The 17,842-nt window shown below is 75.0% G+C and carries 14 protein-coding genes, 1 tRNA gene and 1 pseudogene; 12 read left to right on the plus strand and 4 right to left on the minus strand.

Annotated elements, in window-relative coordinates; all coding sequences use genetic code 11:
• Nucleotides 1-178 precede the first annotated feature (178 nt).
• Together ACIO92_RS02915 and ACIO92_RS02920 are read right to left on the minus strand one after the other, a co-directional pair.
• Nucleotides 179-808: a GNAT family N-acetyltransferase gene (locus ACIO92_RS02915; RefSeq protein WP_366445933.1), complete on the minus strand. Its 630-nt coding sequence runs from the start codon at nt 806-808 to the stop codon at nt 179-181.
• Nucleotides 809-1,034: 226 nt separating this feature from the next.
• Nucleotides 1,035-1,688, minus strand: coding sequence for an RHS domain-containing protein (locus ACIO92_RS02920; RefSeq protein ID WP_402281098.1), 654 nt, complete (start codon nt 1,686-1,688; stop codon nt 1,035-1,037).
• A 190-nt stretch (nt 1,689-1,878) separates the two neighbouring features.
• On the opposite strand from ACIO92_RS02920, the gene ACIO92_RS02925 reads away from it, so the two are divergent.
• Nucleotides 1,879-2,193 carry a glyoxalase/bleomycin resistance/dioxygenase family protein gene (locus tag ACIO92_RS02925; protein ID WP_402281096.1) on the plus strand — a complete coding sequence of 105 codons (315 nt, stop codon included), beginning with the start codon at nt 1,879-1,881 and terminating at the stop codon, nt 2,191-2,193.
• Nucleotides 2,194-2,500: 307 nt separating this feature from the next.
• Nucleotides 2,501-3,811 carry a zinc-binding dehydrogenase gene (locus ACIO92_RS02930; RefSeq protein ID WP_402281094.1) on the plus strand — a complete coding sequence of 437 codons (1,311 nt, stop codon included), beginning with the start codon at nt 2,501-2,503 and terminating at the stop codon, nt 3,809-3,811.
• Between the two features lie 1,115 nt (nt 3,812-4,926).
• Here the strand turns inward: ACIO92_RS02930 and ACIO92_RS02935 are convergent.
• Both ACIO92_RS02935 and ACIO92_RS02940 read right to left on the minus strand, forming a co-directional pair.
• A complete protein-coding gene (locus ACIO92_RS02935; protein WP_402281092.1) occupies nt 4,927-7,128 on the minus strand; it encodes a hypothetical protein in 2,202 nt (733 codons plus the stop codon).
• A 208-nt stretch (nt 7,129-7,336) separates the two neighbouring features.
• Nucleotides 7,337-7,410 (minus strand) — tRNA-Pro (locus tag ACIO92_RS02940).
• Nucleotides 7,411-7,656: 246 nt separating this feature from the next.
• On the opposite strand from ACIO92_RS02940, the gene ACIO92_RS02945 reads away from it, so the two are divergent.
• From ACIO92_RS02945 to ACIO92_RS02990, 10 genes and pseudogenes are all read left to right on the plus strand, one after another.
• Nucleotides 7,657-8,277 carry a hypothetical protein gene (locus ACIO92_RS02945; protein ID WP_366445937.1) on the plus strand — a complete coding sequence of 207 codons (621 nt, stop codon included), beginning with the start codon at nt 7,657-7,659 and terminating at the stop codon, nt 8,275-8,277.
• 127 nt (nt 8,278-8,404) lie between these two features.
• The gene (locus tag ACIO92_RS02950; protein WP_402281090.1) at nt 8,405-8,674 is read left to right on the plus strand and encodes a hypothetical protein; all 270 of its coding nucleotides are present in this window, start codon (nt 8,405-8,407) and stop codon (nt 8,672-8,674) included.
• A gap of 152 nt (nt 8,675-8,826) precedes the next feature.
• Nucleotides 8,827-10,353: a carboxylesterase/lipase family protein gene (locus ACIO92_RS02955; protein WP_402281088.1), complete on the plus strand. Its 1,527-nt coding sequence runs from the start codon at nt 8,827-8,829 to the stop codon at nt 10,351-10,353.
• A 534-nt stretch (nt 10,354-10,887) separates the two neighbouring features.
• Nucleotides 10,888-12,072, plus strand: a complete 1,185-nt coding sequence (locus ACIO92_RS02960; RefSeq protein ID WP_402281086.1) for an inositol-3-phosphate synthase — start codon at nt 10,888-10,890, stop codon at nt 12,070-12,072.
• Nucleotides 12,069-12,959 (plus strand): SCO3242 family prenyltransferase, encoded by an 891-nt coding sequence (locus ACIO92_RS02965; protein ID WP_402281084.1) that lies wholly within the window; start codon nt 12,069-12,071, stop codon nt 12,957-12,959. Before ACIO92_RS02960 ends, ACIO92_RS02965 begins: the two co-directional genes overlap by 4 nt.
• Nucleotides 12,956-13,795 (plus strand): annotated as a pseudogene (locus ACIO92_RS02970) (sugar phosphate isomerase/epimerase family protein); the annotation flags it as partial. The gene ACIO92_RS02965 and the pseudogene ACIO92_RS02970, both read left to right, overlap by 4 nt.
• A 30-nt stretch (nt 13,796-13,825) precedes the next feature.
• Nucleotides 13,826-14,359 carry an EboA domain-containing protein gene (locus tag ACIO92_RS02975; RefSeq protein ID WP_401242493.1) on the plus strand — a complete coding sequence of 178 codons (534 nt, stop codon included), beginning with the start codon at nt 13,826-13,828 and terminating at the stop codon, nt 14,357-14,359.
• Nucleotides 14,346-15,203: a TatD family hydrolase gene (locus tag ACIO92_RS02980; RefSeq protein WP_366445942.1), complete on the plus strand. Its 858-nt coding sequence runs from the start codon at nt 14,346-14,348 to the stop codon at nt 15,201-15,203. Before ACIO92_RS02975 ends, ACIO92_RS02980 begins: the two co-directional genes overlap by 14 nt.
• Nucleotides 15,203-16,435 (plus strand): metabolite traffic protein EboE, encoded by a 1,233-nt coding sequence (gene eboE, locus ACIO92_RS02985; protein ID WP_402056335.1) that lies wholly within the window; start codon nt 15,203-15,205, stop codon nt 16,433-16,435. Before ACIO92_RS02980 ends, eboE begins: the two co-directional genes overlap by 1 nt.
• Nucleotides 16,432-17,826 (plus strand): alkaline phosphatase family protein, encoded by a 1,395-nt coding sequence (locus ACIO92_RS02990; protein ID WP_401242476.1) that lies wholly within the window; start codon nt 16,432-16,434, stop codon nt 17,824-17,826. The genes eboE and ACIO92_RS02990 overlap by 4 nt, the downstream gene beginning before the upstream one ends.
• Nucleotides 17,827-17,842 lie beyond the last annotated feature (16 nt).

The following is a 17,842-nucleotide window of genomic DNA, read 5'->3' on the forward strand; positions in this document are numbered from 1 at the left end:
CGAAACCCGCCCCGAAGGTTTCTACGGCGGCGGAGCCCACGGCTACACCGACCACCCCACCCTGAACAGGACGGACGAGAGCCTGCACACGAAGTCGGCCGCGACCCTTGCCAGGGCGGTCAGCGCTTCGGTGTCCAGCGCGGCCAGGACTTCGGCCCGGCGGTGACGGCGGTCGTGGTCACCGTAGGGCGGGCCGGGGGTGGACGGGGCGCCAGATCGGCCAGATCGGGGGCCCGTCGGGGACGTGGATCTCCGGCCCGTGGCGGCGGTGGCCCAACCGTTCGTACAGGGCGAGGTTGCGCGGGGAGCTCGCCTCCTTGTACGTGCCCGCCCCGCTCGCGTCGGCGAGCGCGAAGACCGCCTTCTGCAAGCGGGTCCCCAGCCCACGGCCCTGATGCCCGGGGAGGGCGGCGAGGAAGGTGACGTAGTAGTGCGCGGGCAGGTCGTGGGGGTGGTGGGCCTCCAGCAGTGCCATCACGGCCAGCGCCCGATCGGCCTGGTCACCCAGGCTCCTGGCCAGCCGGTCCCGGAACTCCCGCCGGTCCGCCTCGGTGGGCGTCGGCGCGTCGGGCGGGTAGAACATGCTCACAGCGGCGAAGTCGTCGGCCTGCAGCGCGGATCCGCCGCCGGCGAAGGTGGAGGCGGCCACCGTGCCGAAGAACCCCCGCAGCCCCTCCGCTCGGCGCGCCGGGTCGGGGAAGACCCAGCCGAACACGGGGTCGTCGAAGAACGCCGGGACGTAGACGTCGACCAGGGTGTCCAGGTCACCTGCGTCGGCCGGCTCGCAGCCGGTCGCGGAAGCGGTCATCGAGGAGCCTCTCGTCACGGAACGGATCGCCCGGACCGCCGGCGGCGGGCCGCGACTCTGCCGGGTCGGCACGACTTCATTGTGGTGCCCGCCCGACTGCGGTGGTGGGACATCCACGTGGAGCGGTCGTGCCACTGGAAGCCGAGCCGGTGAGGGTGGGTGGGGTCGTTGGGGCAGGTGTGGACGCGCATGAGTCCGCGGCCCAGGTGGACACCGACCGGTTCGATCATTTTAGGACCGCTCGCCGCGTCGCGGTTCCCCAGGTGGTGGACCGGGCGCGCCAGGCCGTCTCCCCGTCGGCCGGTCCGAGTTCAGTGGGGGTGCCGGCCAGGTCGGTGACGATCGCGAAGAAGCGGGCGTCGGTGTCGTCGTCGCCCGGCCGTCTGCGCTCGTACTGGAGGAGCGGCCGGTGTCCCTCGTACTCCCAGGTGAGGATCGTGCCGGGAGTCTCGTCGTACTGCTCGACGAGGAGAGGGCCGTCCCAGGTGAAACGGATCGTCTCGACGGCCGTGGTGCCATCGGGAGCCGTCTTGTGCTTCGCGCTGCGGCGGCCCAGCGGGTCGTAGCCGTAGGTCCACACAGTGCCGTCGGGGGTGGTGCAGGAGACGAGACGGTCCTCGGCGTCGTAGGCGTACCGCCAGACGTCGGGGGTGCGGGACAGCCGGGTGCGGCGGCGCAGCACGACCCGTCCGGCGGCGTCGTACGCGTACCGCTCGTCCCAGGAGGGTGCTTCGACGGACAGCGGCCGGCCGACGGCGTCGAGGGTGCCGTGCTTCTCCCGGCGGGCCCGGCCGCCCGTGCACTCGCCGAGGGTGACGGGGTAGCCGTCGGCGCGGTGTCCCGGCGGCGGCCGTCCGGTGCGCGAGCCGGTCACGGCCACGGGGACACCGCCGACCGGAACCGTTCTTCGAGTGGTCTGCCGACGTTGCGCGGGGGCGGGGGCGTCTGGGGCAGGCCCGGGTGAGAACCGGCCCTGCCCCAGGCAAGGCCCGTACAACTCGCCCGGCCTGTAAGGCCCCTCGCAGCACTACAGTTCATTCCCCGTTGACATCGGTAGGGGCAGGGAACCCGTGACTGAAGCGAAACCGGTCGGCGTGACCTTGCTGGTGCTGTACTCGCCGCAGCTTGAAGCATGCCGCCACTTCTACCAGGGCCTCGGCCTGGACTTTGCCGCGGAGCGGCACGGCCAGGGCCCCGATCACTACGCTGCGGTCCTCCCCGGCGGCACGGTGTTCGAGCTCTACCCGGCTCGCGAGGGACGTGCAACGGACGCGCTCCGCCTGGGCCTGGCCACCAGGGGCGCTGCGGCGACCCCGCCACTCACCCCGGGACGTCACATGCTCACCGACCCTGACGGCCGCACCGTCGAGGTCCACGCCACCTGATCCATCAACCGCTCATGAGGATGGCGGTCTGCGCTCACACAGCCGAGACCACCATCTCTTGCCCAGCGCCGGAGGGACTAGTCAGGGCGCAGCTTCGTAGGAGACGGTGGGGATCCCGGCAACCTGTGACGCTCGCGCGCTGCCGGAGCTGCGAGACCAGCAGCGCCCCGTGAGGCATTCCCCGAGGCCACTCGCCAGGCCGTGGCCGACCAGGTCGGCCTCACTGCCCGGGAGCCGACATGACCACCGGCAACAGCCCCGCTCCCGTCGGACTGTTCCTCCCGCCGGGACTGTAAGAGCCGCTCGTTTGTCTGCAAATGTCCAGGTCATCATCGACGCCGACATCAAACTGGTGACCGTCCCAGCCCGCCCGATGCCCGGCAACACCGCCGACGCGAAGGCCTGGTGGGAATCCGGCCTCGCCCTGCACCGCGAAGGCGTGACCGTGCTCGCCGACGGCGCCTGCATCGCGCGGGGTCCACCCGGCGGTCCTGATCCGTCCGCCCGGGTCGTGTCCTGGGATCCGTACGACACGACCGGCGGCCGCACCTTCTATGGTGGTGGCGACCGTGGCCGTACCGGCCGGCCCGGCCCCCGGCGCGGACCGCTGGTGTCCGCGCCCTCCTCACAGCGCCCGGACGCGCGCTCCGGGGCGGACAAGGACGACCGCATGAGAGCAGTGCTTCACGGCCCGCAGGGGCTGCACCTCGGCGACGTGCCCGAGCCCCGGCCCCGGGACGACGAGGCCCTGGTCGCCGTAGCGGCGGTCTCGCTGAACTTCCGGGAGGTCGCGGACCGTCCGGCGAGCGCCCCTGGCGGAGGGGTTCCCGGCTGGGACGCCGCCGGGACCGTCGTCCGGGGCGCGGCCGACGGCTCGGGGCCTCCGGCGGGAAGCCGGGTCGTCACCTTCGGCTGGGAGGGGGCGTGGGCCGAACTGCGCGCGGTCGGCACCGCGAACCTGGCGGTCGTGCCGGAAGCGGTCGGCCTCGGAGCGGCCACCGCCCTCCCGGTCGCCGGGGTCACCGCGCTCCAGGCGGTACGGGGGCTGGGCTCGGTACTCGGCCGCCGGGTGCTGGTCACCGGTGCGGCGGGCGGGGTGGGCCGCTTCGCCGTCCAGCTCGCGGCCCTCGCCGGGGCCCATGTCATCGCCTCCGTGGGCGCCGAGAGCCGCGCCGAGGGCCTGCGTGAACTGGGGGCCCACGAGATCGTCCTGGGGCCGGGTGCCCTGTCGGAACCGGTCTTCGGGGTCCTCGACCACGTCGGCGGCGACCAGCTCGCGGAGGCGTTCCTCCGTCTCGCACCCGGAGGGGTCCTCCAGGCGGTGGGCCGCGCCGCGGGCCTGCCCACCACTCTCGACTTCGAGGCCGCCGGGGAGGCGTCCCCCGGAGGGCGCCTCCAGAACTTCAGCGTCACCGCCCCCTTCGGGGCCGATCTCACGGTCCTGCTGCGTCTGCTGGAGTCCGGACGGCTGACCTCCCCGATCGGCTGGCGCGGCCCCTGGGACCAGGCCGAGAGCGCGGCCGCCGCCCTTCTGTCCCGCCGTGTCCACGGCAAGGTCGTCCTCGACGTCCCCGGGTCCGACCGCTGGATGACGGAGCCCGGCGGCGCGACATCGTGATCCACGGCGGACCCCGACGTTGGCCGGTCCGTTGGCCGGTCCGTTGGCCGGTCCGTTGGTTGGTTGGTTGACTGGCTGGCTGGCTCGGCGGCCGGTCGGTTGGCTGAAGACCTTCCGTCCCTCTCTGTGCTCGGCCACGCGGGCGCTGCACGCCGGGGCGGGGGCGGGCCGCGGGGGGCGAGGTCGGTCGCGACCCCGGCTGAAGCCCCGGGGCCCAGGCCGAGAGCTCCCGCCCCACCCGACCTTCGTGCCCCGCTCCGCGACGACCGCTCAGAGCCGGGGGAACGGCGGCGTGCCGTCCATCACCCGCAGCGGTCTCCGCGCGGGCACCGCCTCCTCCGGCCGTAGGGAGGAGGCGGTGCCCTCGACGACCGGCCGCCCCGCGTGCACGGCCGCCCGCGCGACGCCCGCCCGTCCCGGCCTCGATGTCCCCGCGATCGGCGGGGCCTTGAAGGCCCTCGCGGCACACCCGGGCGATGACCGCCCGGATCCGCCCCGAGTGGTTCCAACGATCCGGTCGATACCGGCACATGCCGCCCGTGGGAAGGGGAAACATGGGGGTGTGGACCGATGATCTCAGGGAGCCATGGATGAAGATAAAGGGGAGGGCCTCGGCATACGGGGACGGCCGCCGTAGCTGGTTCTGTCGCTGCTCCTCGTGCTGTGGGCGGGCCGCCAGTGGTGGGGGCGGCGGCAGGTGCGCAGGCTCACGGGGCAGGTGGCCACAGAGCCGCCCCTTCCCACGGCCGAGCGGCCCGAGCCGGTGCTCCGCGCGGCGGGGGCGCGGGGAGAGGCACGGGCCATGCGCGAGCGGGGCGACCTCGGCAGCGCGGAGCACTGGTACGGCCGGGCCGCGGCGACCGGCGACAGAGGGCCGCCGAGAACCTCCTCCTCCTCCGCCATCGCCACGGCCGATGACCTCCCGGGACCACCGCGCCGGTACGGTCCGCCGGACGGGCACCCGACGGGGCCCGGACGGGGCCCAGGCAGTGGTCGGGCCTCCTCGACGGGCCGTCCGCCGCGTGACGCGGCCCGTGACGGGGCCCGCCTCGTCGGGCCGGGATCATCCCTGCCCGTCTCCGGACGGCTGCTCCCCTCCCCGGCGGCTCCCGGGGTCAACTCATCCAGTGGCCGTCCACGCTCCAGCCCAGGAACCTGCGGGCCGACGTGCCCGGTACGGTTCCGTCGGGCCCGAAGCCGCCGCCGGAGGCCACCAGCCGGAGCCCGGCGACCGCCGGTCCCAGCCGGTCGGCCACATGCGGGGGCTGCCGGGCCGTCTCGGTGGCCACCCACTCGACGACCGCCGCCTGACGGCCCGGTGGGCACAGCGACAGATGGAAGAGCATCTGCCGCCACGCGTACGCGGCGTCCTTGACCGTGCCCAGCGGGCGCGGGTGCCCCTGCACCCAGGCGACGAGTCGGCACACCGTGACGAAGCAGGCTCGGGCCAGTGCCTCCCACCCCGGGGCGGGCGCGATGCCGACGTGCCGCACCAGGACGGCCAGGTTGTGGGTGGTGAGGATCTGCGCCTGTTCGATCACGGTGCCGTTCGCGGCGGGCCGTGACCAGTTGCCCGGCCTCGCCACGGTCTCGACCCGCGCCCGTTCGGCACATGTCAGGCCGAACGCCTCCGCCGCCGTGGGCCCCGGCCCGCGCGACGGACCGCCACGTCGCGTGCCGCCCTCCGACCGGGGGCCGACGGCCAGGCTCCGGACCGCCGCGCAGTCGATCCCGTAGTAGCGGGCGTACGGGCTTCCGTCGAGGAGCTCGGCAGCGGTACCGGCCGCGTCGAGGAACTTGGGGGTGAAGACGCCCATGAAGATGTCCGCCGCGAGCTCTTCGACGAACGGTGCCGTCAGGTCCGCCTGCCGCGCCAGCTGCGCCAGCTCGCGCACCAGCGGATTCGGTAGCAGCGTGCCGGGGAAGGCGCTCACCGCGAGCTCGGCGATCCGGCGCAGCGCGGCAGCGGACGCCTCCCGCGCCCGTTCGGCCGCGTGGCGGTCGGTGCCGTGCCGGGCGACCGCGCGCACCCAGGGAAGCTCGTCGACGCGCACCTGGCGCTGGAGGTTCAGGAGCAGCAGGGAGCGGCGGTTGCGGAAGGCGCGGTAGGTCGCCGCCGCCAGTGTGCGCAGCGCGGGGTCGGTGAACCGCTGGGCCGCGGTCTCCGCGACCGTCTGCGGGACCAGGGTGGCGAGGACTTCGGCCGAGGGGACGAGGCCGCGTTCGACCAGCGTGTCCAGGGGCGCGCTCAGGGAGGAGCCGACGGCCTGCCGCAGCCTCGCGGGGACGGCCGTGCCGGCCGGCAGTCCGGTCGCAGCGGCCTCGACGGCGGTCACCGGTACGACGGGTGACTCGATGTCGGCGGTTCCGGACCGCTGGTCGAGGCCCGCCAGCCGATCCGCGACGAGCGCGGCGATCCGGTGGTGCGAGGGGGCATCCGCCTGGTGGGCCTGCGCGCGGCGCAGCGCGGTGTGCGCGGGCGACCCCGGGAGGCCGCGCTTGGCCACCATGGACGCCACCGCGTGGCGCACCAGTCCCGCGAGCCTCGGCGACACCGGTCGTCCGGCCGCCCTGTCCTCGACGGCGCGCCGCAGGATGGCCGGGTTCGCCTTCGGGTCTCGGTGTCTGCCGCAGAGTGGATGGGACGACGCAAGTTCCCCGTACCGTGCGAGCAGGTCGGCGGCTTCGTCCCGGTGGTCGGGCGCACCGGCGGCCGGACGGTCTCCACGGCCGTCCTCGGCCGGTGTCGCACGGGTGGGGCGGTCCGGTGCGCCTCCGTGCGGTGCTTCCGCGACGTCGAGGGGGTGGCGCAGCCAGTACGCGAGGAGTTCGTCCTCGAAGGGGCGCCAGACGGCCAGCGCCTCACGCTGGGCCTCGATAGCGGGGCTGGCACGGCGGGCGCTCAGGCGCGCGGCCACCTCGCCCACGGTGCGGCGGTGGATCGCGCCCGGCGCGGCTGCCGGGCGGTCGGCGGGGCGGGGCAGGAAGCGGATCAGGTGGGCGTACGGCTGGAGTTCCGTCACCAGGGCGGCGGCCGTCTCGACGTCCCCGGCCAGCAGCAGCCAGGCGACCGTGAGCAGCGCGGTCTCCTCGGGGAGCGCGGCCTCGTAGCGCCCGCTGTCCAGCAGTTCCCCCAGCGTGCCGAGACCTTCCTCGGTCAGGGCATGGGCGAACAACGCGGCTCGGGTGGCGGGAACGCCCGCCCGTCGGGCGGCCTCCTCCTCGAAGGGGGCGAGGGGCCCGCCGGCGGCGGCGCTGCCCGTGGCGAACCCGCCGAACACGATCTCGGGGGTGGCCCAGACCGGGAGCCCGGCCACGGGTGTGCGGGAGCCGACAGCGAGCCCTCCGTCCGTGATTCCCGACAGGACCTGTCGCCACTGCCGCATCCGGCCTTGTGCGCGGTCGCGCACGGCGCTGTCCGGATGGGCCTGCCGGGTGCGCAGTGCCCTGGGCCAGCTGGGCGGAGGCGTAGGCCGGATCGATGGGCGTCGTCGGGAGCTGCTGATCAGCGGTCTCGTTCATGAGCCGACGTGGCAGGATCTGCCCCTGCGCCCTCCGGGTCCCTAGCCCGGCGCTCTGACTGACTGAGCTACACGTCGTCGACGGCGAAACCCCAGGCGGGCGGCCGACGGCTCGGCAATCGATTTCACGGCTGGTGCTCCTGTCCCTCCCTCCGCGCGGACCGACGGCCGCCCGTCGGGCGCTTCCTCCTCTCGGTCCGCTGGAAGTGCCGCGGCGGCGGGGCGACTTGGTGTCCGGGTACGCGGAGACCGGGCGGGGGCCCGCTGTCGGTGCAGGGCAGTAGGTTGCCGCGCATACTGACTGACGGAGCTGAGGAGGCCGCCGTGCACGGTGTGGCATGGGTGGAGCGGGTCCTTGAGAAGGTGCGGCGGGATCCGGGCGGGTCCGCCCTGGAGTACCGGGACGTGCCGTGGGTCACCGACGGCGTGGCGTCGCCGCTGCCACCCGCCCGTCTCGCCGACCTGCGCTTCCCTTCGGGCAGGCCGCTCTCCCCGAGCCTCCGGGCCTGGCTGGCGTACGACATCAGCCTGTTCGAACGGCACGACTGGTTCGCCTCGGACGGCGGCCTCGTCCCCCGCCCCCTCTCGGAGCTGGTGGGCGACGAGTACGGCGCGATGTGGGCCCCGGAGTTCGCCCTCTTCGACGAGCGGTTCCCGGAGTGCTTCCTGCTCCCCGGGGGCTCGGACTCGCGCCGTTTCCTCGCCGTCACCGAACCCGACGCACTGGGCGAGTATCCGGTCCTGGCGCTCGACTTCGACGACCTGCCGTGCGTCTGCCTGATGTATCCGGGCTTCGACGTCTACGCGGCGGACACCGCGGGCCTCCTCGGCCTGCCCTTCGGGACGTACTCGGAGCTGGCCGACGACCGGACCTACGGCCCCCGGATGCGGCACCACGCGATCCACTGCTTCGCCGGAGAACGCGAGGCGCAGTTCCCCTTCTGAGGGCCTCGGCTGCCCCGGAGGGGGAGGCGGAAGCGGACGGTGGCGGTCGCCGCTGACCACCCGTCACCATGAGGGACGGGCACGCCGGGTCCGACGGCACGACCACCCCACAGGACGGAGTTCCGCCATGACGGCCGAGGCCGCTGCCGCGCCCTTCGACGCCGACCCGGACGGCAGGCGGTCCTCGGCGCTGCTGACCGACCTCGCCGAGAGCCACCTCTTCCCGGCCGGCCTGCGGGCCGCTGCCGCCCTCGGGGCCGCCGACCACCTCGCCGACGGTCCCGGGACGGCGGGTTCGTCTTCCATGTCTCCGCCGCCGGGCCGCCCCTCGCTGCCCGGGGGTTCCTCCTCCGGCCGTCCCCGACGGCCCGGCACGGCCACCGCCCGCTCCGTCTGAAGAGCGCGGTCAAGGCGGAGCGGGCGGTGAGGGAACGCCAGGGCGTGTCGCGACGCCGCCACCTCACCGAGCAACGGGAATACGCGGACAAAAGCCACTAGGCTCACAAGCCTTCGACCATCGACGTCCCGACCCAGGGTGAGGCCCCTCGCATGACCGACGGACTCCTGGCAGACACCACGAGCGGGCCGGTGCGCGGCCGCGCCCTGGCCGACGGCACCCGCCTCTTCGCCGGGATCCCCTTCGCCGCACCCCCCGTGGGCGAGCTGCGGTTCCAGCCACCGGAACCGCCCCGGCCGTGGCGCCGGGTACGCCCGGCCGAGGAGTTCGGCGCCGCCCCGGCCCAGGGGGCCTCCGTGCTGACACCGGCCGACGGGGGCAGGTCCACCTTCCCCAGTTTTCCCACCGCGTCGATCACCCGGACCTCCGAGGACTGCCTCCACCTCAACGTGTGGGCCCCCGCCGCCACACCGGGCACGGCCCGCCCGGTGATCGTCTGGATCTACGGCGGCGGGTTCGAGGCCGGTTCCGCCGCGCCCCCGTACAGCGACGGACACGCCCTCTCCCGGCTGACCGGCGCGGTGGTGGTGTCCGCCAACTACCGTCTGGGCGCGTTCGGGTTCCTGCACCTCGCCGACTTCGGCGGGCGGTGGGCGCACGCCACCAACGCCGCCCAGCAGGACCAGGTCGCGGCCCTGCGCTGGGTCCGCGACAACATCGCCGCCTTCGGGGGAGACCCCGGCGCCGTGACCGTCGCCGGACAGTCCGCGGGCGCGTTCTCCATCGGCGCCCTGCTGGGCTGCCCGGCGGCCGCCGGGCTCTTCCACCGGGCCGTCCTGCTCAGCGGGAGCACCGCACGGATCACCGATCGCGCGTCGGCCGCCGCCTTGGCGGGCGATCTGCTCGACGCCCTGCGGATCACGGACCCCGACGAGCTGGTGAAGGTCTCCGCCCAGCGGATCCTGGACGCCCAGGGCAGCGTGGTCTCCGGTGACATCGGCGCCCGCAACCTGCCCGGCGGCCGGGCCTGGGCGACCGTGCTGGACGGCGACGTCGTGCCGCGCGCCCCGCAGGAGGCGGTCGAGTCCGGCGCCGTCGCACACATCCCCCTCCTCGTCGGGGCAACCCGGGACGAGGTACGGGTGTTCCAGCTCCTGGCGGGCGACGCGTACCGGCCCGCCGACGAGGAGGCCCTCCACACCGACATGCGCCGGATCGGGACCGCCGACCCGGCCGCGCTCCTCGACGCCTACCGGCGGCGGACCGGGGCGACCGATCTGGCCGACCTGCGCACCGCGTTCCTGAGCGACGCCGTCTACCGGGTTCCCGCCACCCGTCTCGCGGGGGCCCAGACCTCGGCGGGCGGACGGGCGTACCACTTCCTGCTGTGCGAGGAACCGTGCGGTCCCGGGATGGGCGCCTTCCACGGCAGCGATCTGCTCTACGTCTTCGACAAGCTCGCCGAGGTGGACGCGGCCACCCCCGGGCATCTCGCCGTCCGGGACCGGCTGGCCGCCGCTCTGGGCTCGTTCATCGAGACGGGCGACCCGGGATGGCCGCCCTACGAGGCCGGGGCCCCGGACACCTCCCGCACCCTCGGAGGCTCCTCGGGCGCGCACTTCAGGAGCGCGAGCGAACCGCCCGCCGACGACGTGACCGCCCTGTGGCCCTTGCCCTGACCGGACTCCGAGTCCCACTCCGGCGCAGCCGGTCCAGCCGGTACGACCGGCGCCACCTGACCGCTTGTGCCGCTTGTGCCCCCGCGCCCCCCGTACCGTCGGAGCGTCCCCCAGCGGCGCAGGGGGCACCGCCGTGCCATGCGCCCGTCCACACCCCTCACCCCTCCCCGCGCCCGGCCACGCCGTAGGCCGGGCCCGCACCCTCCCACCCCGCGCCCGCCCCGCCGCCGAACAGGCCGTCCGGCGCCGTACACCGACCGCGCGACCGGCCCGGCCCCGCTCCGGACGCACCGTCAGGCCCTCCCGGACCGGCGGAGACCACGGAGGCGAGCGCATCTCCGCGCGGGCCCGGTCCGACCGGCCGGGGTCCGCGGAGCGCCCGAGCCCGCGCCCCGGCATTCGGCCCGTCCGCCCGGGGGCGAGGACCGGCCGACCGGGCCCCCGTGCCGGTCCCGGTCGGGTTCATGCCCTGCCCCGCCGGGAAAAGTCCTCCTGCCACATCCATCCCTCCCGTCCCGAAGGAAGGAACCTCCCATGAAGAACATATCCACCCCCGGTGCCGGGGGCACCGGGGTCTGGTTAGTCGGCGCCCGAGGTTCGGTGGCGACCACCGTGGTCGTCGGCGCCTCGGCCGTCGCGGCCGGGCTCGTCCCGCCCACCGGGATGGTCTCGGAGCTCCCCGCGTTCGCGGGCCGCGGGCTCCCGCCCCTCGACCGGCTGGTCTTCGGCGGTCATGACGTGACCGAGGTGCCGCTGTCCAAACGGGCGGAACAACTGGCCGCCGGCGGGGTGTTCCCGGCGGCGCTGCTCCCGGCGGCGGCCGATGCCCTCGAAGCGGCCGACCGCGAGATCCGGCCCGGCGCCCGGCCGGACTCCGGGCGCCCCCAGCGCGAGACGGCCGCCGCGCTCGCCGGGGACATCGTCGCGTTCCGCGACCGGCACGCGCTCGACCGGGTCGTGGTCGTCGACGTCTCCTCGACGGAGCCGCCGCTCGTCCCGCACCCCGCCCACGACGGCCTCGACGGCCTGGAGGCCGCGCTGGGCGGACCGGCCGACGTCCTGCCCCCCAGCTCCATGTACGCCTACGCGGCGCTCCGCGCCGACTGCGGGCACGTCGGGTTCACCCCCTCCCCCGGCATGTCTCCGCCCGCGCTGCGGGAACTCGCCGCCCTGCGGGGCCTGCCGTACGCGGGCCGCGACGGGAAGACCGGCGAGACCCTGGTCCGCACCGCCCTCGGCCCGGTGTTCGCCCACCGGGCGCTGCGGGTGCGCTCCTGGTCGGGCACGAACCTGCTCGGCGGAGGCGACGGCGCCACCCTCGCCGATCCCGGGGCCGCGCTCAGCAAGAACGCCTCCAAGCGCACCGGTCTGACCGCCCTGCTCGGCAACGGGGTGGAGGGCCTGACCCACATCGACCACGTACCGAGCATGGGCGAGCTGAAGACGGCGTGGGACCACATCGCCTTCGAGGGCTTCCTCGGCACCGCCATGACGCTCCAGTTCACCTGGCAGGGCGTCGACTCGGCGCTCGCCGCGCCCCTCGTCCTCGACCTGGCCCGGCTCCTCGCGCTCGCCGGGGAACGCGGTGCGACCGGTCCGCAGGAACAGCTCGGCTTCTTCTTCAAGGACCCCTTCACCTCGGATGGCGCATCGGCCGAGCACCGGCTGGTCGCCCAGTTCGAGGCGCTGCGGGACTGGTACGCCGGAGCGGCCCGGTGACCGCGCCGGGGATCGTCTCCCGGGCTGGCGCCCTGCTGGAACTCGTCCGCGCCCCGGCCGCGCTCACCGTGCTCGGCGACGCCCTCGCGGGCGCGGCCTCCGCCGGGCGGCCCGCCGACGCGGGCCGGACGGTCCGGCTCGCCGCCGCCTCCAGCTGCCTCTACTGGGCCGGAATGGCCCTCAACGACTACGCGGACCGGCGGGAGGACGCCGAGGAGCGTCCCGGCCGTCCGCTGCCCTCCGGCCGGATCGGCCCCCGTACCGCACTCGTCACCGCCGTCGCCCTCACCGGCGCGGGCCTCGCCTCCGCCGCCGCGGCCGGAGGCCGGGACACCCTGGCGGTCGCCGTGCCGCTCGCCGCCACCGTGTGGGCGTACGACCTGGCACTCAAGCACACCCCGTACGGTCCCGTGGCAATGGCCTCCGCCCGCGGGCTCGACGTCCTCATGGGCGCGGGGGCACGACGGTCCGGACGGGCCCTCGTCCCGGCCGCCCTGCTCGCCGCGCACACCTGCGCGATCACCCGGGTGAGCCGCGCGGAGACCCGGGGCGCGGGCGCCTCCCTGCCGGCCGGGGCCCTCGCCGTGACCGGCGCGGTCGGCCTGCTCGGCGCCGCCCTGACCCCCCGGACCGCCACCCGCGCCGAACGCGCCGCGTCGACCGCGCTCCTCGGCGGCTACGCGCTGGCGGCCGGCTCCGCGCAGCTCGCCGCCACGGTCCGCCCCGACGCCACCCGGCTGGGGCGCGCGGTGGGGGCGGGGATCCACGCCATGATCCCGCTGCAGGCGGCGCTCACCGCGCGCGGCGGCTCGCCGCGCGCCGCGTTCTCGCTCCTGGCCGCCTATCCGCTGGCCAGGAGCCTGTCCCGGAAGGTGTCCCCGACATGACCGCGCTGCGCTTCGGCTACGGCACCAACGGGCTGGGCGACCACCGGCTCGACGAGGCCCTGGAGGTGATCGCGGGCCTGGGGTACGTCGGGGTCGCGCTGACCCTGGACCGGGCCCATCTCGATCCGTACGCTCCGGGGCTCGGCCGCCGCCTGGCCCGCACCCGCAGGAGACTCGCGGCCATCGGGCTGTCCGTCGTGGTGGAGACGGGCGCGCGCTATCTCCTCGACCCCTGGCGCAAGCACTCCCCCACCCTGCTCGACGCCGAGCCGGGGGGCCGTGCGCGCAGGCTCGACCATCTGCGGCGGGCCGTCGGGATCGCCGCCGAACTCGAAGCCGAGGCGGTCTCCTTCTGGAGCGGCACCCCGGCCCCCGGCCAGGACGGGGAGGAGGCGTTCGGCCATCTCCTCGACGGCTGCGCGGCGCTGGTGGAGACCGCCGTGTCCGCCGGTGTCCGCCTCGGCTTCGAGCCGGAGCCGGGGATGCTCGTCGCGGACCTGGACGGCTACGAACTCCTGCGGAAGGCGCTCGGGGCGCCGGAGGCCTTCGGCCTCACCCTGGACATCGGCCACTGCCGGTGCCTGGAGCCGTCGTCACCCGCCGACTGCGTGCGAAGGGCGGCGCCCTGGCTGGTCAACGTACAGATCGAGGACATGCGCCGGGGAGTCCACGAGCACCTGGAGTTCGGCGAGGGCGAGATCGACTTCCCTCCGGTCCTGGCCGCCCTGTCCGAGTCCGGCTACCAGGGGCTGGTCTCCGTGGAGCTGCCGCGTCACGGGCACAGCGGCCCGCTGACGGCCGCCCGGTCGCTGGACGCGCTGCGCGCGGCCGCCGCGCACCCGTGGACGGCCGACGCGGTCCGGCGCGTGCGCGCCGACCCGGCCGCCCTGACCACGCTGTTCCCCGTCGCCGCGCGGCACACCACCGCCGGTACCGGTCACGCCGTACGCGCCCAGCTGCTCCAGGCGCACGGCGGCACGGCCGAGGAGCGGGCGGCGGCCCTGGAGGAGCTCTACCGGCGGGGCGATCCGGCCGAGCGGATCGCGGTGCTGCGGGCCCTCCCGCTCCTCGACCGGGACGGCGCGGTCGGCCCCTCGGCGCTGCCGCTGGTCACCGAAGCCCTGCGCAGCGACGACGTGCGGCTGGTGACCGCCGCCGTCGGGCCCTACGCCGCCCGGTACCTCGACCAGCCCGCCTGGCGTCAGGCGGTCCTGAAGTGCGTCTTCATGGGCATCCCGCTGGACGCGGTGGCGGGGCTGGCCCGACGCTCCGATCCCGAACTCACCCGCATGTTCACGGCCTTCGCCGCCGAGCGCACCGCCGCGGGCAGGCCCGTACCCGAGGACCTGACGACCCGGCCCGACCTCCACGACACCGGAGAGTGCCATGCGCATCTTTGACCCCCACATCCACATGACGTCCCGCACCACCGACGACTACCGGGCCATGCGGACCGCGGGTGTGCGGGCGCTCGTCGAGCCCTCCTTCTGGCTGGGCCAGCCCCGCACCTCCCCGGGCAGCTTCCGCGACTACTTCGACGGGCTCCTCGGCTGGGAGCCGTACCGTGCCTCCCGGTACGGCATCCGGCACCACTGCGCCCTCGCGCTCAACCCGAAGGAGGCCAACGACCCGCGCTGCGTCCCCGTCCTCGACGACCTGCCCGGCTATCTGCTGAAGGACGGCGTGGTCGCCGTCGGCGAGATCGGCTTCGACTCGATGACCCCGGCCGAGGAGCACGCGTTCACCGTGCAGCTGGCGCTGGCCCGCGAGCACGGCCTGCCCGCCCTCGTGCACACCCCGCACCGCGACAAGGCCGTCGGCACCGCCCGCTCTCTGGAGATCGTCCGCGCCGACGGCATCGATCCCGGCATGGTCGCGATCGACCACCTCAACGAGGTCACCGCCCCCCTGGTCGCGGACTCGGGGTGCTGGATGGGATTCTCCGTCTACCCCGACACCAAGATGGACCCGGACCGGATGGTGGAGATCCTCGCGTCCCACGGCACCCATCGCGTCCTCGTCAACTCCGCCGCCGACTGGGGCCACAGCGACCCGCTGCGCACCCACGCGACGGGCCTCGCCATGCTCGCCGCCGGATTCACCGAGGACGACGTGGACCAGGTGCTGTGGCGCAATCCGGTCGAGTTCTACGGACAGAGCGGACGGCTGGTCCTCGACGACCCCGGCCGGCCCCTGCCGGAGGCCGTGTTCGCCGGGAACTCGATACGCAGGGGAGGCAGCTGATGCGGCTGCGCCATCCCGGCGGCGAGACCGTCCACCTCGGCTACTGCACCAACGTGCATCCGGCGGAGGACTTCGACGGCGTCCTCGCCCAGCTCGACGCCTACGCGCTGCCCGTCCGCGAGCGCCTCGGCGAACCGGTCCTGGGCGTCGGCCTGTGGCTCGCCCGCCCCGTCGCCGACGCCCTCGCCGCCGACCCGGCCCTGACCCTGCGGCTCCGTACCGAACTCGCCGTCCGCGGCCTGGAGACCGTCACCCTCAACGGCTTCCCGTACGCGGGCTTCCAGCGGCCCGTCGTCAAGCGGGCCGTGTACCGCCCGGACTGGTCCTCGCCGGAGCGCCGCCGCCACACCGCGAACCTGGCCGCCGTCCTCGCCGGACTCCTGCCCGACGACGTCGCGGAGGGCAGCGTCTCCACCCTCCCCTTCGGATGGGCGTCGGACTGGGGGCCGCCGCACACCGAACGGGCGCGCGAGCAGATCCGGATCCTCGGCGGCGAGCTGGACGGGCTCCGGCGGCGGACCGGGCGGACCGTCCGGATCGCGTTCGAGCCGGAATCGGGCTGCCTCGTGGAGACGACCACCGACGCGGTGCGGCACCTGGCGGGGCTCGACCCGCGCCACTTCGGCCTCTGCCTGGACGTCTGCCACCTCGCCGTGGCCTTCGAGGACCCGGAGGACGCGCTGGCCCGGCTGGCCGGGGCCGGGGTCCCCGTCGTCAAGACCCAGGTCTCCTGCGCCCTCCACGCGGAGGACCCCTCGGACGCCGCCACCCGCGCCGCGCTCGCGTCCTTCGCCGAGCCCCGCTTCCTCCACCAGACGCGCCGGGCGGGCCGCGACGGGCGCGCCGCCACGGGGACGGACGATCTGCCGGAGGCGTTCCGGGAACCGGGGGGCCTCGCCGACGACGGCCCTTGGCGCACCCATTTCCACGTTCCCGTGCACGCCGACCCGGTGCCCCCGCTGACGTCGACCCGGCCCGTCCTGCGGGCGGCCCTCGCCGCGCTGCTACGGCCCGGCCGTCCCGTCACCCGGCACTTCGAGACGGAGACGTACACCTGGTCGGTGCTGCCCCGGCCACCGCGCGACGCGGCGGAACTCGCGGACGGCATCGCCGCCGAACTCCGCTGGACGCGCGACGAGATCCTCGCCCTCGGACCGGTCCGGCCCGAACCCGAACCCGAACCCGAACCCGAACCCGAACCCGAACCCGAACCCGACCGGAGTGTCCGATGAGCGTCGTCGTCCTGGACGTCGTGGGGCTCACCCCGCGCACCCTGGCCCACATGCCCCGGCTGCGGTCCGTCGCCGACCGGGGGTTCACCGCCCCCCTCGACACGGTCCTGCCCGCGGTCACCTGCTCCGTCCAGTCCACCTTCCTCACCGGACGGACCCCCTCCGAGCACGGCGTCGTCGGCAACGGCTGGTACGACCGGGAGATGGGCGAGGTCGCCTTCTGGCGCCAGCACCACGCCCTCGTGCGCGGGGAGAAGGTCTGGGAGACCGCCCGGCGCACCCGCCCCGGCCTGAAGGTCGCCAACATCTGCTGGTGGTACGCGATGGGGGCGGACGTCGACATCACCGTCACCCCCCGCCCGGTCTACCACCACGACGGGCGCAAGTCCCCCGACTGCTACACGGTCCCGGACGGGCTGCGGGACGCCCTCACGGCCGAGCTGGGGCCGTTCCCGCTCTTCGACTACTGGGGCCCGAAGGCGGGGATCGGCTCCTCCCGGTGGATCGTCGGGGCCACCCGGCGCGTCCTCGCCGACCACGACCCGGACCTCACCCTCGTCTACGTCCCCCACCTGGACTACGACCTCCAGCGGCACGGCCCGGACTCCCCGCAGGCCCGCGACGCGGCCCGCGGACTCGACGCCGTCCTGACTCCCCTCCTCGACGACCTGGAGGCGCGCGGGAGCACGGTGGTGGCACTGAGCGAGTACGGCATCACGGAGGTGCGCCGCCCCGTCGACGTCAACCGGGTCCTGCGCCGCGCGGGACTGCTCCGCGTCCACACCCAGCGGGGCATGGAGTACCTCGACCCCTGGACCTCCCGCGCCTTCGCCACCCCCGACCACCAGGTCGCCCACGTGTACGTGGCGGACCCCACCGACGTGGAGCGGGTACGGGAACTGCTGCTGGCGACGGAGGGGGTCGAACAGGTCCTGGACCGCGACGGGCAGGAGAAGGCCGGGCTGGCGCACGCCCGGTCCGGAGAACTCGTCGCCGTCGCCACCGCCGACAGCTGGTTCACGTACTACTACTGGCTGGACGAGGAGCGGGCCCCCGACTTCGCCCGGGGCGTGGAGATCCACCGCAAGCCCGGCTACGACCCGGCCGAGCTGTTCTTCGACCCGGCCGACCCCCTGGTCATGGCGAGGGCCGTCCTGGGCGTGGCGAAGTCGAAGCTGGGGATGCGGACCAGCCTGTCCGTCGTGCCCACGGACCCGTCCTGTGTCAGGGGCAGCCACGGGCGGCTGCCGGACGACCCCGACGAGGCCCCCGTCCTGCTCTGTTCCAGACCCGCGCACGCCCGCGCCAGGTTCCACGCCACCGAGGTGAAGGAGTTCCTGCTGGCCTGTCTGGAGGACGACGCGGGACGGGCGACCGGGGCGGCGCCCTGACCGAGCGGGAGGAGGG

Origin of the sequence: Streptomyces sp. NPDC087215, assembly GCF_044744885.1 — a bacterium.
GTDB lineage: Bacteria > Actinomycetota > Actinomycetes > Streptomycetales > Streptomycetaceae > Streptomyces.

Coding starts and splice junctions, on each gene's coding strand:
- ACIO92_RS02960 (WP_402281086.1), top strand. CDS start 10,888: ATGAAGAACATATCCACCCCCGGTGCCGGGGGCACCGGGGTCTGGTTA.
- ACIO92_RS02980 (WP_366445942.1), top strand. CDS start 14,346: ATGCGCATCTTTGACCCCCACATCCACATGACGTCCCGCACCACCGAC.
- ACIO92_RS02915 (WP_366445933.1), bottom strand. CDS start 808: ATGACCGCTTCCGCGACCGGCTGCGAGCCGGCCGACGCAGGTGACCTG.
- eboE (WP_402056335.1), top strand. CDS start 15,203: ATGCGGCTGCGCCATCCCGGCGGCGAGACCGTCCACCTCGGCTACTGC.
- ACIO92_RS02955 (WP_402281088.1), top strand. CDS start 8,827: ATGACCGACGGACTCCTGGCAGACACCACGAGCGGGCCGGTGCGCGGC.
- ACIO92_RS02990 (WP_401242476.1), top strand. CDS start 16,432: ATGAGCGTCGTCGTCCTGGACGTCGTGGGGCTCACCCCGCGCACCCTG.
- ACIO92_RS02950 (WP_402281090.1), top strand. CDS start 8,405: ATGACGGCCGAGGCCGCTGCCGCGCCCTTCGACGCCGACCCGGACGGC.